At 39.0% G+C, this 19,122-nt stretch carries 7 protein-coding genes; 6 read left to right on the top strand and 1 reads right to left on the bottom strand.

The features are described 5' to 3' along the window. Positions 1 to 368: 368 nt before the first annotated feature. Positions 369 to 1,997, top strand: a complete 1,629-nt coding sequence (locus tag K322_RS20730) for a GDSL-type esterase/lipase family protein (RefSeq protein ID WP_169714155.1) — start codon at positions 369 to 371, stop codon at positions 1,995 to 1,997. A gap of 88 nt (positions 1,998 to 2,085) precedes the next feature. Here K322_RS20730 and K322_RS0117475 read toward each other — a convergent pair whose 3' ends face one another. Beyond that, positions 2,086 to 6,396, bottom strand: a complete 4,311-nt coding sequence (locus tag K322_RS0117475) for a hybrid sensor histidine kinase/response regulator transcription factor (protein ID WP_026628039.1) — start codon at positions 6,394 to 6,396, stop codon at positions 2,086 to 2,088. 432 nt (positions 6,397 to 6,828) lie between these two features. Here K322_RS0117475 and K322_RS19955 point away from each other — a divergent pair, with 432 nt between their 5' ends. From K322_RS19955 to K322_RS0117500, 5 genes are all read left to right on the top strand, one after another. Then, positions 6,829 to 8,232, top strand: coding sequence for a sulfatase-like hydrolase/transferase (locus tag K322_RS19955; protein ID WP_051290947.1), 1,404 nt, complete (start codon positions 6,829 to 6,831; stop codon positions 8,230 to 8,232). A 284-nt stretch (positions 8,233 to 8,516) separates the two neighbouring features. Further along, positions 8,517 to 11,759, top strand: coding sequence for a SusC/RagA family TonB-linked outer membrane protein (locus K322_RS0117485; RefSeq protein ID WP_026628040.1), 3,243 nt, complete (start codon positions 8,517 to 8,519; stop codon positions 11,757 to 11,759). A 13-nt stretch (positions 11,760 to 11,772) separates the two neighbouring features. Then, positions 11,773 to 13,428, top strand: a complete 1,656-nt coding sequence (locus K322_RS0117490; protein WP_026628041.1) for a RagB/SusD family nutrient uptake outer membrane protein — start codon at positions 11,773 to 11,775, stop codon at positions 13,426 to 13,428. A gap of 420 nt (positions 13,429 to 13,848) precedes the next feature. After that, complete coding sequence (locus tag K322_RS0117495) at positions 13,849 to 16,911, top strand: SusC/RagA family TonB-linked outer membrane protein (RefSeq protein ID WP_026628042.1); 3,063 nt, start codon at positions 13,849 to 13,851, stop codon at positions 16,909 to 16,911. Between the two features lie 47 nt (positions 16,912 to 16,958). After that, a complete protein-coding gene (locus K322_RS0117500; protein WP_026628043.1) occupies positions 16,959 to 19,034 on the top strand; it encodes a RagB/SusD family nutrient uptake outer membrane protein in 2,076 nt (691 codons plus the stop codon). Positions 19,035 to 19,122: the final 88 nt, after the last annotated feature.

Here is a 19,122-nt window from a genome sequence, read left to right on the forward strand (position 1 = left end):
GTAAAATAACGGAAAATTGCCCTTTTCGACAGAACAATTTATTTCATGTTACAAAAATATCAAAGGTAGTCATAACAAAACATGTAATTTCATTCAAAAACCTATACAATCTGACCTTTTGACGGGGGTAAACTCGTTTTTTACCGATTGGGTAGGGTACATTAAGTAACGGCAAGTATTTAAACAGGCTCTTAATGATACATTTCAGTTTATAACAGACATTGGCTGTTTTATTTGCCAAAGTAATAAAATAGGTCTGTGACCTTATATTGCATGTTATTGTATTATATGACATGGATAGTAAATGTAACTTATCTATTTTTGTATTATCGCATAAAAGATATCGTATCAATAGAAAAAATCTAAATATGAAAAAAATACTACTATTTTCTCTCATGCTTTTGTTAGCATACAGTTTTACGACAGTAGAACCTAAAGTGACGATTTTTATAGCCGGAGATTCTACTGCTCAATCTTATAAAGAAGAAAAGGACGGTCTGATAAAAGGCTGGGGACAAATGCTGGGTAAATTTCTGACGGATGACGTAAAAGTTGTCAATCATGCGATGGGCGGACGGAGTACCAAAACCTTTATATCGGAGGGAAGATGGGATAAACTGCTATCGGAAGTTTCGCCGGGTGATTATGTCTTTATACAGTTTGGACATAACGATGCTTCTACCCGTCCCGAAAGACATGCTTCGTATGGCGATTATCGGAAGAACCTCGTAAAATTTATAGAGGATGTACGCGCTAAGAAAGCTAATCCGGTATTGCTTACATCTGTGGTAATGCGAACATTCGATAAAAACGGAAATCTGGTGGATGATCGCTTAAAAGGTTATCCGGTTATAACCCGTCAGGTTGCGAAAGAATATAATGTACCGATGATTGATGTCAACCTGAAGACACGTGATTTTATAACTATGCTGGGAGATTCAGCATCTATTCCTTATTATCGCTGGGTGGATCCGGGTGTTGACCATGCAAAACCCGAAGGACTGAAAGACGATACTCATATGATGGAAAAGGGTGCTACTCAGGTTGCCAGTTTCGTTGCTGAGGGAATAAAAGATCTGGACTTAAAAGGTTTGAGTGAATATGTGAAATTAGATGCTGCGAAAAAGTCAGAAAATGATGTGTATTTATTTTCGTATTTTAAAGGTAATGGAGATGGACTGCATTTAGCTTATAGTCTGGATGGTTTAAAATGGGAAAGTCTGAACAATGATTCAGTCTATCTGAAACCTGTATTAGGAAAAGATAATTTGATGCGCGATCCGAGTATTGTTCAGGATGATAACGGCATTTTCCATATGGTTTGGACTACCGGATGGTGGGATCAGGGAGTAGGTTATGCTTCATCAAAGGACTTGATTCACTGGTCTGAGCAACAAAATATTCCTGTAATGGAAAAGTTTACAGGAACCCGTAATACATGGGCTCCTGAATTGTTCTATGATAAGAAGGACAAGACCTTTTATATTTTCTGGGCGTCTACTATTCCCGGAGCATATCCCGAAGTAGAAACAACACCTAACGAAAAAGGGTTGAATCACCGTCAATATTACGTTACCACCAAAGATTTCAAAACATTCAGCGATACCAAGTTATTCTTTGATGGCGGGTTCAGTGTAATTGATGGTGCTGTCCTGCAAAAAGATAGCAAATATTACTTGTTTGTAAAGGATGAAACCTCTGTTCCGACCGAAAAGAACATCCGCCTGACATCGGGAGACAAGCCTTTTGATTTTCCGACAAAAGTTACAGCTCCCATTTCGGAAAACTGGGTGGAAGGGCCTGCTCCTTTACAGGTCGGAGATTATGTGTATGTCTATTTCGATAAATACCGAAGTAAGAAATACGGAGCGATCCGATCTAAAGATATGATCAACTGGGAAGATGTATCGGATCTGATTTCATTTCCAGCCGGAACAAGGCATGGTACAGCATTTCCTGTATCTCGTGATATATTGGAGAATTTGAGGAAGAGGTAGGGGCTTGTCTGTACTAAGTAACTTAATGATAAGTTATAAAAGACTCAGCCTGTAATACTTGCCAAAGCAATTAAAAGGTCTGCAACCTCTATTCCTCTTTGCTCTCAGGTTGCTGCCCATATTTTGACGGCGAACATTTATACTGTGTTTTAAAGCATTTACTGAAATAAAAAGGATCTTCGAATCCGACCTTGAATGATACCTCAGACACAGTAAATTGTCCGGTGAGGAGTAATTCTGCAGCCTTTTTTAATCTCTTTATCTTGATCAGTTCGTTAGGTGAAAGTCCTGTTATACCCTTCACCTTTTTATAGAAGATAGTCCGGCGGAGTTTCGCCAGTTCTGCGAATTTATCAACAGAGAACTGATAATCGGCAATATGATCATCGAGAATCTTATTGATCAGGTTGTAGAAATCCTTATCCTTATCTGTTGTGGTGATGAGGTTTCCATCGAAAACATACTCGTTAGAGAAACGTTTTTTGAGGAGTTCCCGTTGTTCTATCAATTTAAAGACCCTTGCTACAAGATATTTCAGACTGAAAGGTTTCATTATATAGGCATCTGCACCGCTTTGTATTCCTTCGAGCTGATGCTCAATAGATGAATGTGCAGTCAGCAGGATAATTGGAATATGGCAGGTCTGAAAATCTTCTTTCAGGCAGCGGGTTACTTCAAAGCCGTCCATCTCTGGCATCATTACATCACATATAATCAGGTCCGGATTGTTTTCTCTTGCCTTTTCGAGTCCTTGCAAGCCATTTTCGGCAGTATCTACCATGAAATGCTTGCTGAATTCGTCCACAAGAAAATTTCGTATATCATCATTATCGTCAATGATTAGCATTTTGTAGTTACCGAGTACGGCATCGTCTATTTCCGGTAATTGCAGATCTGTAGACTCGGAAGGGTATACGACGTTACTACTGGCTTTTTCTTCTATTATATCTGCATGTGATGAGGAGATAAAGCGGTCTCCTTCATAAATGTCTTTATCGGTAGATAATTCTACATTAAAAACAGAACCTCCTCCTTCGTTACTTTCGTACCATATTTTACCTTTGTGTCCTTCTACAAATTCTTTTACGAGAGAGAGTCCTACTCCTGTACCCGAAGATGAGAAATTGATCTGCATAAATCTGCTGAATAATAGATGCTGCATTTCTTTATCTACTCCTATTCCATTGTCCTTTACTGAAATAAGGCATGTCTTGGTCTCAGGGTTTGCATTGATTACAAGTTCTATTTTTCCATCTTTAGGTGTAAATTTAAAGGCATTCGACAACAGGTTATAAAGGATTTTGTCTACTTTACGTTTGTCGATAAACATCTCAAGAGCTTTAATATTATGCGAGAAAGTATAGTTGATGGATTTTTGTGCGGCCACTTCCTGAAATCCGGCATATATATATTCTGAAAATGAAATAATATCAGTTTCTTCTAGGTCAAGAGTCAATACATTATTTTGCAGCTTTCTGAATTCGAGCAGCTGATCTATCAATCGGGTAAGTATTATCGAATTCCTATTAAGCACATTTACTTGTTTGGCTACCGATTGGGGTACGTCCTGCTGTTCATTCAGATTTTCGACCGCCCCACGAATGAGAGTCAGCGGAGTTCTGAATTCATGCGAAATATTGGTGAAAAATCTCAACTTGTGATTAGTCAGTTCTTTTTCTATTCTGATGTTATTGTTCAGAATATTGAATTTCAGTGCGAGTTTAGCCGCTATATAAAGCATAATACCTATTATCAGAATATAGAATATATAAGCATAAGCCGATTTCCATATCGGGGGAGTTATTGTTATCTCCAGCGTGGTTATCTGTTCATTCCATATGCCATCGCTGTTACTCCCTTTTACCATAAAAGTGTACTGTCCGGGAGGCAGGTTCTTGTATGTGACCGAGTTTACGTTACTGGGGATACTCCATTGCTTGTCGTAATTAGTCAGCATATAGCTGTACTTGTTCTTTTGAGGGTCTTTAAGAGCAAGAGTTGCAAATTCGAGAGTAAAGGTGTTTTCTTTGTAGTTCAGGTGTATCTGGCTGGTATAGCTGATAGCCCGTTTAAGTGGAGAATCTTTTTCTCCGGCTTCAACCTTTTGGCTGTATATAAAGAAATTCGTCAGAGTTACTGGCGGAACATTCATATTGGGCACAAAAGAATCGGGATTGAACATCAGTAACCCATCGAGGCTTCCCCAGAGCATATTACCGTTCTCACTGTAAATATTTGCATTCTCGTTAAAGTGGTTTCCGTATGTTTTTTCCGAGAAATAATAAACCATGAAAGAATGGTTTTTTACATCAAATTTGGTAATGCCGTTTTCACTGCTCACCCAGAGATTATTCTTTTTATCTTCGAGTATGCCTGATATAACATCTCCGGAGAGTCCGTTTTTTGTGGTGTATGCTTCGAATGAGTCCGTTTTTTCGATGTATTTGTTCAATCCGCCTCCTGCTGTTCCGATCCATATAGTACCTGATTTATCTTCATAGAATGTTTTTATATCATTACAGTTCAGTGAATTTTTTTTGTTCAGATCGAGCTGATAGCTGATGTATGCTTTCGGATTCCTGATCAGTTCTTCGGGGTCGAAGCGTATAATTCCGTCGCTTGTTCCCGCCCATATACGGTTTTTACTATCCTGAAATACATAGCGGATATAACTTTTATTACCCAGATTGTTGAAGAAATGAGTAAATGTAAATCCATCTTTGGTCGGAGTTGCCAAATTCAGTCCGCCGCCGAATGTACCGACCCACATACGACCTTTATTATCTCTGAAAATGTTGAATATAGAATTGTGGCTCAAGCCCTTTTTATCGGGAGCATCTTCATTATATTTAGTATGGTATATTTCTTTATGCGTTTTCTGATCGAAAATGTACAATCCGTTTCCCTTAGTTCCCACCCAGATACGGTGTTGAGAATCTTCAGTCAGTGAATATGGATTCAGATCGGGTTGTATACATGTATTGGACGATAAATTATAGTCATATAGATACAGGCTGCCGTTTTTAGTACCTACCCATATGTTATTGTACGAATCTTCGTATATCGTGCGGACATTATTATTCTTACCTATCGATGTTTCTTTTTCAGGACGTATAACCTGTAATTCGTAATCAGCTTTCACTATTTTTATAATTCCGGCATATTCACTGCCGATCCATATATTTCCGTATTTATCTTCGGTGATCGAAAGCAGGTAATCCGAAGCCAGACTGTTTTCCGTCGGGCTGTATTTATAATTATCCAGTTTGCCTGTGACGGGATTATAGCAAAAAAGGCCGTTGCCGTACGTTGTTATCCAGATCAGATTTTTAGAGTCTATGAATACATTGTAGCGTTCAAGGTCTATAATTTTGGCAATACTGTGAGGTATCAGATTTAATTTTTTTGAGAATTGTGTAGCCGGATTGAAATACCAAATATTACCCGAATGGTTGTATAGCCACAATCCGTTATTCTTGTCGGTAATCAGTTCTATATTTCCAACCAGTTCGGGGTCGATACCCCATGAAATTTTCCCAAACTGACGGGTATTGGTATTGTACGAAATAATACCAAAGAAACGGGTTACCAGCATCAACTCCGTTTTTGATATGCGCGCAATATTGGTAAAACTGTATTGAGGGAGAGGAGCTATAATTTCTTCAAATGTTTTTTTCTTCAGATCGTATTCAACCAATACCGAATTCTCGGTCGATAAATACAGTTTATTGTTCATTTCGATGGCATTCGTAAATGAATATTTATCTTCAAACAATCTTTCGACTTTCTTATCGGGACTTATCTTGAATATCCCTGCCGTACCACCGACCCATACTGTCGATTTAGAATCTTCGAGTAGAAATCTGCACTGTTTCTTGTTGATTTGATCCGTTAAAAATGGAGTTGATTTTATTACTCCGTTCTGCTTCTTTATTAATAAACAGCCGCTGGTATTTCCCCATAACCATATATCGCCGTTACTCGATTCGTAGTAATCGGTATAAAACATGGCGGAATTTTTATATCCTTCGGGTAAGTAATTTACGAACGAATCGTTTATCGGATCGTAGCAGGTAAATTCGTTCTTGTACGTTTTTATCCAAAGATATCCGTCTTTGTCCTGAAATACATTCTTGATGCGATTGTCGATAAGGGATTTTGGATTGCCGGGCTGAGGGTTATAAGTGAAAAGCTGATATCCGTCAAATCTGTTCAACCCGTTTAGTGTTCCTGCCCAGATAAAACCTTTACGGTCTTCGAGGATTGCACGTACCGAGTTTTGAGAAAGTCCGTCTTTTGTGCTTATCTGGCTGAAATAGATATTACTTTGTTCAGCAGACCAAAGGGTGTGGACTCCTAAGACAAAGAAAAGAGTTGAGAAAAAGGCTATATGTTTCATTCTGGTAGTATAAACTTAAGGTCTTAGACCTTTCATTTGAAGGTAAAATAATCTCTGTATACTCAAAAATAATAAAAATAGCTTTTCATGTACTCTGTTTGACAATATTTCCATGTATGTGAACTAATTCACATGCCCTTTACTGCATTGCTGTAGGTGGAATGTCTGTATTGATATTTACACTTTTACGGTGAAAAGCTTATTTTCAGACCTGTCTTTAAGATTTTTATTGTCTAAATAGACATCAAAATGAACTATTTTACATTTGCCGGAAATATTCAAACTGTAATTTTGTAACACAGTATGCATCAGAAGCTATATTAATGAGGCGTTTGAAATGATAATCGACTGCTGTTGTCCTCATTAAGTCAATAAAAGTCTGTGACCTTATATTTAAAAACACATCAAAGTTGTACCTAAAATCGAAAACATATGAAACTGCCCATAATCAGTATACTCGGAACTGCATCGGCTTTTGCCGGAATGGTATCTCCTGTTTATTCCGAGGGAAAAGGAGGTGATGATAACAAACAACAACCGAATATCTTGTTTATTCTTGCCGATGACATGGGGTATGGTGATCTGGGATGCTTTGGTAATAGAATTATTCAGACAAAAGCAATTGATCAGCTCGCTGAAGAGGGAGTAACTTTCACAAACAGCTATGCAGGAGCAAGTGTGTCTTCTCCATCCCGTTGTTCTTTGATGACAGGTCTACATTCGGGGCATTCACGCATTCGGGGCAACATGTGCAGAACCGGAGGTATTGTTGGTGAACGTGAAGGAATGGGGACTGTGAGACGTATTAATCTGATGCCGCAGGATTCAACAATAGCAAATGTGTTGTCGAATAACGGATATGTAACATGTTTGGTCAATAAATGGCATCTGGACGGATTTGATCCTGCAGCAGGACCTTTAGACCGCGGATTTGATGAGTTTTACGGATGGCTTATAAGAGAACCCGAAAGTCATAACTACTACCCTTCGAAAAGATGGCGTAACCGTGAAGAATATACAATTGAAGCAAATTTGAACGGGAGTCATGTTGATCACAATACGGATAGAGCAACAGATGAGGCTATAGATTTTCTGCGCAGGCAAAAAGACCATAAGTTCTTTTTATATCTGGCCTATAATGTTCCTCATGTTCCATTGGACAGCAAATCGTGGGGTATTTACCAAAATGCCGATATGTCACCCAATGATAAATCATATGCCGCACTGATAACCCATATGGATGAATCGATTGCTAAGGTATTGGACGAACTGAAATCTTTAGGCTTGGATGATAATACGATTGTGATATTTGCTTCCGATAATGGAGGGGCTAAAGCTGCTAAAACCGATAAACTTGTACTGAACGGTGACCTCAAAGGCTGGAAAGGCGAATTGTATGAAGGGGGCATTAGGGTGCCTTTGATAATACGCATGCCCGACCGAAAAAATGCAGGTTCAACTTCTGATTATCCATGTTATTTTCCGGATCTTTTTTCAACAATGGTAGATATGGCTCAAGCAAACACAACACTAAAAACGGATGGTTTGAGCATTTGTCAGGAAATAAACGCTCCGGGAATAATGCCTCGGGATCAGAGATATCTGTATTGGGAACAATATCCATCAAAAGGTATTTCTCAGGCAGTAAGATGGGGTGACTGGAAGCTTATCAGGCAGAACAAAGAAAAAGAGATAGAATTGTATAACCTTAAAACTGATATAAAAGAGACGAATAATGTGGCTGCAATGTATCCCGAAATTGTGTCTCGCTTATCAGGCTATTTTAACGAGGCTCATACCGAGTCGGATAATTGGCCTGTAGAATTTGTGGAATAATTGTGTATTTCGGATTTCAGACAAATTCTCATTCAATAATATTCTTTAAATTTTTATACTTATTTACTTGATCAGAAATACACAGTTATTACTTTAAATACTGACTATTATTTATAACAAAGGGCGATCTCGTAATATTTAATAATTTGTAACGGGAGTGTATCAAAAATCAGTTATCCGGTGTTTGATATACCCTCCTCAACTCTCCTCAGCACATTTCATTTAAAGGGATATATAATCTTACAGACAAACACTTTAATCACACTTTTAAATTTAATATCTACATGAAGAATTCACGAAGAAAGCTTTTTGAAGCAAGAAGTTTATTGGCTGCATTATTCTTGTGCATGTCGATTATGGTATTTGCCCAGACGAAAACTATTACCGGTACGGTGGTAGACGAGAAGGGTGAATCCATTATAGGAGCTACAGTTTCGGTGAAAGGAACAACCACCGGAACCATGACAGATCTAGATGGAAAATTTTCCATTAGTGTTAATAATAATGATGTACTGACTGTGTCTTATGTCGGATATGCAGAGCAATCTGTATCTATAGCCGGAAAAAATGAGATCAGGATTGTAATGAAAGAGGACTCCCATGTATTAGACGAATTTGTGGTCATAGGATATGGCGTGGTGAAGAAAAGCGATCTTACCGGTGCTGTATCCAAAATGAATGCCGAAAGTATTGGGGAGAGACCATTGGCCCGTGTCGAATCGGCGTTGCAAGGGTCGATGCCGGGTATTACCGTAAGAACTATAACCGGAGAGCCTGGGCAGGATATGCAGATAAGGGTGCGTGGAGCTGCGTCTGTTAGTGCAAGCTCAGACCCTTTATATGTGATCGATGGAGTTCCGAGTAGTACACTTGTCGGATTGAATCCTTCGGATATTCAGTCCATGGAAGTGCTGAAAGATGCTGCGTCTGCTGCCATCTATGGATCGAGAGGATCGAACGGTGTAATTATGGTAACAACAAAAAAAGGAAAATCGGGCAAAACAAAGGTTTCATTCTCGGCTTCTTATGGTATTCAGATGCTCCAAAATAAACTGGATTTACTATCCGGCGAGGAGTGGATTGATTTTTATACAAGATATAATGATGCAAATTATCTGAATCTGGCAAAAAATAATAAAGTCACAAATGCTTCTATTAAAGATGATAATGCGACCCGACTGAAAAATATAGGAGCGAAAAATCCCAATTATTCGGTTATTCTGGATGATCGCTGGCAGCATTATCTGAGTCCCGAGATGGTTGCAAGCCATACATTCGGAGCTACTGACGAAAGACTGGCAATGTTAGACTGGCAGGACAATTTTTACCGTACAGCTCCGGTTATGGATTATAATATCAACTTGTCGGGAGGAAATGATAATACGACTTACTTGTTTTCGCTGGGTTATTTTGATCAGGATGGTATTGCAACGGGTACAGGATATAAAAGATTTACATTAAGAGCTAACATTGATTCGAAGATAAACAAATGGCTGAGTGTAGGGATGAAACTGGCTCCATCTTATTCGATAAAGGATGGAGCGGGACGAGCCAACGGAAAAGACAGTGAGGCTCACCGAGTATTGGCGTCATCGCCTGTCAGCCCATCGGATGTTGGTTATAATACTAATATAGAACCTAACGACCGTTATCCTTGGGCAGGGTCTTCTTCGAGCCCGACTGCGGTTATGAAAAGAAATAAACGCCGTGATTATGATGCTCGTGTATCGGCGATAGGATACATTCGTGTAAATCCGCTGGAAGGGTTGCAGGTCGAAGGTACTGCCTCTACAACTTATACCGACCTGGATGGACAGACCTATTCTTATTCGGATGTAACAGGTAACTGGAATCTGGGAGAGGGGGTAAATTCATCAGGAGGGCATAATACCCGCCGTAAGTTTGATAATACACTGCTACAATTAGTTGCTAATTATAATAAGTCATTTAACGAAAAGCACAACCTTACATTGATGGCAGGTATGTCGACAGAGCAAAATCAATGGGGTTTTGAAACGAACCAAAGTTTTAACAAGCCTTTCCCGAATGATGCGATTGATGGGTCTTTCGATGGAAACAATCTCCCTATTGGTACAGACAAAGTAACAGAACTGACTCCCGACCGATTGGTTTCGTATTTCGGACGTGTGCAATACGACTATATGGGGCGTTATCTGCTGTCGGCAAGTGTGCGCCGAGATGGAGGTTCCGTATTCGGCAGCCAAAATCGCTGGGGTACTTTTCCCGCACTATCTGCGGCATGGAAAGTATCGGAGGAAAGTTTCTTCAAAGGTCTCAATATCTCTAATGTGATCGATCAGTTTAAGTTGCGTGTCAGTTATGGAGCAACCGGAAATAAGCAGATTAATGGAACCAACGCTTATACCTTGTTGTCTTCGGTAATGTATGCAGGGGCTAACGGATATAGTCCTAGTTCTCTCGGAAACTCTAATTTAGGATGGGAAAAAGCCAATAGTACGGATTTGGCTTTTGACTTGTCGATGTTTAATAACCGTATCCAAATGTCGGTTGACTGGTATACAAAAAACACGAAAGACCTGTTATATGAAGTACCTATACCTTTGGCATCAGGTTACGGTACTTATTGGGATAATCTGGGTAATATAAAAAATAACGGATTCGAGTTTGAATTGACTACTCATAATATAAATAAAGGATTGTTTAAATGGTCTACCACTTTTAATTTCTCTTACAATCAGAACGAAGTGAAGTTATTAGGTATAGATGATACTCCTATTTATTCCGGATTCGATAAAAGTAACTTCTCGAACGTATTGGAAGTCGGTCGCCCGATCAATACATTCTATATGTATGAGGCCGTTGGAGTATGGATGAGTCAGAAAGAAATTGACGATTTTAGCGCTGCTCATGGAGGAAAAGCCGTTACTTTTAGTGGAAAGCAGATCAAGCCCGGTGATATAAGGTATCGTGATGTAGATGGCAGCGGTGATTTCACGACGGATGATAAAACTTATCTGGGAAGCCCGACTCCAAAGTGTACGTATGGTATGACCAATACATTCAGTTATAAAGATTTCGATTTATCGATATTACTGACTGCCCAGACCGGAGGTAAAATATTGGGGCTGATCGGGCGAGCGATAGATCGTCCGGGGCAAGGACCCAGCACCAATGCCTTTGCCCACTGGAAAAATGCCTGGTGGTCGGAAGAAAATCCGGGAGACGGGAAAACACCTTATCCGCTAAGTACAACCACCGGAGCAACAATTGACTCGCGTTGGTTATATTCCTCAGACTATTTATCTATTAAGAATATTACACTGGGATATAATGTTCCTATAAATAAAAGTATTATATCCAATGCCAGGGTATATTTCTCTGCCGAGAATCTGGCAACATTTACTTCTTATGACGGAGGATATTCACCCGAAGCTTCTAATTCGGGCTCGAGTTCGGCTCCCGGAGGCTCTGCTGCCTTGGGACTTGATTACAGCAGTTATCCTTTGGCTCGTACATTTACAATCGGTTTAAATCTTACTTTTTAAAAAAGAAGAAGTTATGAAACTATCAAAATTATATATAAAGATATTTTTATTGTCGGGTATCTGTTTGTTTTTGTCAGGTTGCAATTTGGATGAAGACCCCAGAGACCAAATGCCCGGAGGAAGCTATTCTTCGCCTAAACAAGCTGAACAGGCTGTAATCGGAGCATATTCCAACTTGAGGAACTGGGCTAATAACATTTATTTGCATATGTCGGAATGCCGTTCGGATAATACATGGGTCGATCCTGTACCTAACGGACTTAGGGAGTATTCGGAAATAGGAACTTTTAGAGCTGATTTTACTCTGTCTACATTTAATGGGACATGGGCTGACCTATATAAAGTGGTGAATGCCTCGAATCTGGTGATTGAGAGTCTGCCTAATATTACATTTCCGAAAGATGAAACGAATCCTGTAAAGCTAAAAGATCAACTCGAGGGTGAGGTGCATTTTTTGAGAGGATGGGCATATTTCGAATTAGCCCGGTTGTTTGGAAATGTTCCTTTGATAGACCGTACCATGTCTCCGGTCGAAACTAAAACAGTAAAGCAATCAACGGCAGCCGAGTTATATGAAAAAATCATTATCCCTGATCTGAAATTGGCAGAATCGAAATTACCGGTTGCCGAAAAAATGATAACATCGAGCTATGCAACAGCAACAAGTCAGGGAAGAGCCGATCAGATTGCCGCCAAAGCCATGTTGGCAAGAGTGTATATGACCATGGCAGGCTTTCCTCTGAAAGATGTTTCTGCCGAAGCTTTGGCCGAAACTAAATTGAAGGAAGTGCTGGATTATGCAGATGGTAATGGTAAATACTGGGCTCCGACAGCAGAAGAATGGCAAAAGCAATGGTTGACAGAGTATAATAACAAGTATTCGATATTTGCTATTCAGTATCGCAGCGGCGGAACCGGCAATTCAGCAATATTTAATTTTTCACCCGCGTTACCACCCTCCTATACTTCTATCCGTATTTATGGAAACAGTATATTTGTAGAAAAATCGTTGAAGTATGAGTTTGACAAAGTATATAGTAATGGAGCAAGAGATATAAGAGGTGATGGAGCAACTGTTTTAGACGGTTTCGATGCAGAACCTAATTTTCCGGCTTATTCTAATACAAAAGAAACACTGGAGGTTCCCGGAGTCGGAGAAGTGGAAGTATATACAAAAAGCTTCTTTTATAAGTACCTTAATTCTTTGCGTAAAAGACAAAGTCTTGGCTATACAGGAAATTTCGAAAGCGAAATGAAAGATTATAATGACTGGGCTGTAAATTATCCCGTTATTCGTATCGAAGATATTATGCTGATGTATGCAGAGGTATTGTTAAATAAACATGGAGATATTTCGGGAGCTATGTCTTATGTGAACAAAATACGACAAAGAGCCGGTTGTGATGCTGTAACTGCCGCAACTGCTACGGATGCGATGAAGGCCGTAAAACAAGAACGGCGAATAGAATTTGCTGGAGAAGGAATCCGCTGGTTTGATATGATACGCTATGGAGAGTGGGAGAAAAACATAAAAGACAAGCTCTCGCGATATAATAATCCCGTTGGAACTTCTGAGTCTTATATTAAGCCTGGACGTTATTTATATCCGATTCCTCAAACGGAAATGATTGGATTCCCCGGGTTATATAATCAGAATGCTGATTATTGAAAGCCTCTGAAGAGAATTATAATATAGAAAGACCTCATATCCGTAAATCAGATATGAGGTCTTTTCTGGATTAAAAAGATGCTGCCGGTGAAATGTTTTTCGGGAAAGCAGTTCATATTTTGAGTGAATATATATTGGTTCAGATTATTAAAGGACAATATCACAGGCGGTCTATAATAGATTTTCCATCAGAATGGACGAAAATACATTCCCTGTAAATAGCTCGGGTGTAACTTTGTGATGTTAACAAATATTTAAGATCTCATACCTATTTATTGTCTACCCGATGTAAAACAACAATTGGTAGTTATAGCTTAAAATACGACATTAAATACTTACTGTTACTTGAAATCAGATGCCTTAATTAAATAAAATCAATACTAAATCAAGATAATCACATTTTTAAATTTTAATACCTAAATGAAGAATTCTCGAAAAAGAAAGCTTTTTGAAGCAAAAAGTTTATTGACAGTTCTGTTTTTGTGTCTGTCGATCGTGGTATTTGCTCAGACGAAAACCGTCAAGGGTACGGTTTTGGACGAAAGGGGCGAATCAATTATTGGAGCGAGTGTTTCGGTCAAAGGAACAACCACCGGAACTATTACCGATTTGGATGGGAAATTCACCATCAATACAAAGAATAATGACGTGTTAACTATATCTTATGTCGGATATATAGAACAATCAGTTTCTGTAGCTGGACAAACAGATTTGAAAATCATACTGAAAGAAGACTCCCAGGTTTTGGATGAGTTTGTGGTAGTCGGTTATGGTATTCAAAAGAAAAGCGATGTGACTGGAGCCATGATTAATCTTAGCTCGGAACAGCTTAAGAAAATGCCTGTAACTAATCCTTTGCAGGCTATGCAGGGTAAGGCGGCAGGGGTTGATATAACCTCTAATGAGCGTCCCGGAGAGCTTGGTGCTATCCGTATACGTGGAGAACGTTCACTTAATGCAAGCAACGGACCTTTGTATGTTGTTGATGGGATTCCCATGCAGGGGGTTGGTATTGAGAATCTTAATCCTTCTGATATAGAATCTATAGAGGTTTTGAAAGATGCTTCGGCTACTGCAATTTACGGTTCAAGAGGTGCAAATGGAGTTGTTCTTGTTACAACTAAAAGAGGAAAATCAGGATCTTTTTCTTTGAACTATTCAGGAACTTTATCTGTCGAAAAAATGTATGACAGAATGGATATGATGAATGCCGGAGAGTGGATTGATTATAGCCGTTTGGCAAAATACAGACAAGGTACATATACATCAGCTACTCCAAATTATGAATTAGATAAAAAAGTTTATGGTGGTGATCAGGCTTCATGGGCTAATTTCGAAAAAGGCTGGGTTGATGGAGTATGGGATGGCAGCCGTGTGCCGACAACCGACTGGACTAAATACGGGTTGCGTACAGCTTTAACACAAGAGCATACAATAAGTGCAAGTGGAGGTACCGAGAAGTTACAAGCTTACATGTCATTTGGATATCTTAATCAGAACGGGACTCAACCCGGACAAGGATATGAAAGATATACAGCTAAAGTTAGTGTAGATATTAATCCAACTAAATGGTTAAAGCTGGGATCATCGATAAACACTATGTGGGGTAGTCAAGAATATGGTTACAAGTTCAGAAAAAGTGCAACCGGTGCAGCTAGTTTATATGGTGCACTGCAAGGAATGTTACCATGGGCTGTACCTTATGACGAAAATGGCGATTATATCCGCACACCTGGAGGAGACGTTAATATAATTAACCCTATCAGAGAGTCGGATTTGAGCCGTAATCAGCGTAAGACTTTACGTGTAACCGGAAGTTTTTATGCTGAGATCAGTTTTACAAAAGATCTGAAATATCGAATGAATTTTGGACCTGACTTCTATAAATACCGCAATGGTATTTTTGAAGATAAAGCATCAATCAATGGTGATGGAAATAATTTAGGAGAATATAACACCGACGAAAAAAGATCATGGACTCTTGATAACCTGCTTTATTATAATAAAACATTCAATAAGAAACACGCTTTAGGAGTAACCTTGCTACAGAGTTCTTCAAAGTCTCATAATGAGGGATCAAAAATGAAAGCAACAGGTTTGGCAACAAGTAGCGAACTGTGGTATAATTTAGGGTCTGCCGGAAACTTAACGTCATTTTCTACAGAATTGACCGAAACCCAGTTGATGTCTTATATGGCAAGGGTAAACTATAGTTTATCCGATAAGTATCTGTTGACAGCATCTGGACGTTGGGATGGAGCATCTCAGTTGGCTGATGGACATAAATGGTCATTCTTTCCTTCTGCTGCACTTGGCTGGCGTATCGAACAAGAAAAATTCATGCAGGATATTAAATGGGTAAGCCAGTTGAAACTTCGTTTTGGAGTCGGTACAACCGGGAACTCTGCTATAGATGCCTATGCTACCAAAGGCGCATTATCATCATTATATTATACATGGGGACCAAATTTAGAACAAGGTCTGGTATCATCTGATCCTTCAGCCAAAGATCCTATACCGATGGTTAACTCTAATCTGGGATGGGAGAAAACTACACAGTATAACTTAGGTTTGGATTTCTCTATATTTAATAACCGGTTAAGCGGTACTATTGATGTTTATAAATCTACAACAAAAGATCTGCTGATGCTGATGGCTTTACCGTTGGTAACAGGGTATCCTACAACATGGGCTAATATAGGAGAGACAGAAAATCATGGAGTTGATCTGACTTTAAACAGTATGAATATCGATACTAAAGACTTTACGTGGAACACAAGTTTAACCTTTTCTGCAGATAGAAATAAAATTACAAAGCTTGCTAATGGAAAACAACAAGATTTGAATAATAAGTGGTTTGTAGGAGAGCCTTTAGGTGTCTATTATGACTATGTATATGATGGTATTTGGAAAACTTCAGAAGCTGAAGAAGCAGCAAAATACGGAGCTAAACCAGGCGAAATAAGAGTGAAAGATTTGGATAACAGTGGAGATATTAATGCCAACTATGATAGAAAAATAGTAGGCTCCAAACGTCCCGACTGGTCTGCCGGTTTGATGAATACATTTACTTATAAGAACTGGGAATTTTCTTTCTTCCTGTATTCTCGTTGGGGCTTTACTGTAGAAACCGGAGCTGAAACTCTTTCGGGCAGATTCGCTATGCGTAAACTTGATTACTGGGTTGAAGGAACAAATGAAGACGCAAGATACTATGCACCGGGAACTAAAGGCGAATCGGGAGATACCTATAAGAGCACGATGAACTATCAGGATGGATCGTTCATTAAACTGAGAAATGTTTCTTTAGGATATAATGTAAATCCGGATCTATTGAAGAAGTTGGAGGTTAAGAATCTAAAAGTGTATGTTCAATGTATGAATCCTGGATTGGTTTACTCAAAATGCGATTGGATTGATCCGGACTTAGGTGGTTCTACATATAACAGAAGCCTGGTATTTGGTCTTAATGTAGGTTTTTAAGGTTTCAGAACTAGGATTTAAACAAGCTCTTAAAAGAAAAAACTATTATGAAAAAATATAAAAGTATAGCTTTAGGTATATTGACAGCATTTTCGGCTGTGGGTATTACTTCTTGCAGTGATTTTTTGGATGAGAATCTGATTACTCAGGAAAATCAAGATTCATATAATACAACAGCAGGATTGGATAAGTTGGTTACAGGAATGTATCAGACCCTGAAATTCCATTATAACTATGTATGGGCAATCACAACAACCCAGTTCGGGACAGATGAAATGGCTGTGGGTAATGATGCAACCGAAGCGGCATGGAATGACTACACCTCGGTCTTGAATTCGACCAATGGGCATGGTGTTGCAGAAGTATGGGATAATATGTATTCGGGTATAGCATCAGCTAATACCGTGATTCAGAATGTTCCCCAGTATTATGATAAGACAAGTAAAACCTATAATACACGTTTGGGTGAAGGATACTTTATCAGAGGATTTAATTACTTTAAATTGGTTCGTCAATATGGCGGTGTTCCTTTGCAATTAGTCCCCTTGTATAAACCTGTGACCGAATTTGCCAGGAGTTCGGCTGAGGAAACTTTAGCTCAGGTAATTTCAGATCTGAGAGCTGCATATAATTTGCTGCCCGAAAAACCCGATCAGACCGGGCGTGCAACAAAATGGGCTGCTGCTCATTTTCTGGCAAAAGCATATTTGTTTAGAGCCAGTGAAATAAATGACGGATGGAATTCTAAATCAAAAACTACAGATTTGGATTCGGTAATAATCTTTAGTAAAGAAGTTATTGCAGCACATCCTTTGTGTCCTGATTTTGCAAGCCTATGGGATTTTACAGCACCTAACAGCGCAAACGAATCTGTTTCTGAAGTTGTGTTGGCTGCCCAATTCTCAGATAATACTACTACTCAGGGTCGTTATGGTAATCAGTTGCATCTATATTATCCATCTGTATATCAAAATATGGCAGGATTGGCAAGAGATATCTCCGGAGGACGAGAGTTCAGCCGTCTACGTACAACTGATTATGCGATGGATGTTTATGACAGAGTAAATGATTCTCGATTCTGGAAAAGCTTTATAACAAGCTATAGATGTAATAAGCCCGATGGAGCTCCTCGATGGGATACTATTTGGGTCGATAAAAAACCTGTATGGATACCTTCCACATCGTTGATTGACTATGTAGATTCCAAAACCGGAAGAATTTATTTCAAGCGTAAATTTACAGGAGGTGAAGAAGCCATCCGTTATATTGTAAATAATGCAGGAGATGACCGCTATAATGACGTTGATATACAAAAGAGAAATTCTCATATGTTTGTCCGTTATTTCAAAGGCGAATCAAAAACATACACAGGAGCTCATGGTAATAATGGTACTTACGTGACAAAATCACGTTACGTAGCCTTAAGCAAATTCAGAGATGGCTCTCGTATTTCAATCGCGTCTCAATTTGGACAGAGGGATGGTATTTTAGCTCGTTCTGCAGAAGACTATTTAATGGTTGCAGAAGCTCTTGGCCGTCAGGGAAAATATAGTGAAGCATTACCATATATCAATGCATTACGTGAACGTGCAGGTTATGCTGACGGAGAAGTTCGTTCAAAGAATGTAGATGGCGGACAGGCTTATAAAAAGAACAGCTATATTACCAAAACAGGAGATGGAGGTGCCGGAACAGGGTATGCTGTGTATTCGGAAACAAATACATATTTCGAATCAAATAATATGCTGGAAGGCTCAACAACTGCAAGTACCAAATCTTCAATGAAGTTGACAAGCGTATCGGATATTCTTAATTCGAAAAACGATTTCTACACAGAATTGGGATGTTCTACTGAAGCTGAGAAGTTCTTATGTTTCATATTGAATGAAAGATCAAGAGAACTTATGGGTGAACTTTTGAGATGGGAAGATCTTTCCAGAACCAAAACTTTAGAGAAACGTTGGAAAACATTCAATGACGGATCTGTTAATGGAGGAGGAACATTTAATGCTGCTAAACATTATTTGCGCCCGATACCTCAGACATTCTTAGATGCACTAGAGAAAAATGGACAGGCATTAACTGCTGATGAAAAGCAAGCTGTACAAAATCCGGGATGGTAATTCTCTGATATTATTATATAGAACTAAGCCCGAACTGATTAGTAGGGCTTAGTTTTTACAATTTAAGTCATAGAAAGTATTTAATGAT

The sequence above is a fragment of the Indolivaga capnocytophagoides DSM 22835 genome, from assembly GCF_000426485.1.
Classification (GTDB): domain Bacteria; phylum Bacteroidota; class Bacteroidia; order Bacteroidales; family Dysgonomonadaceae; genus Dysgonomonas_A; species Dysgonomonas_A capnocytophagoides.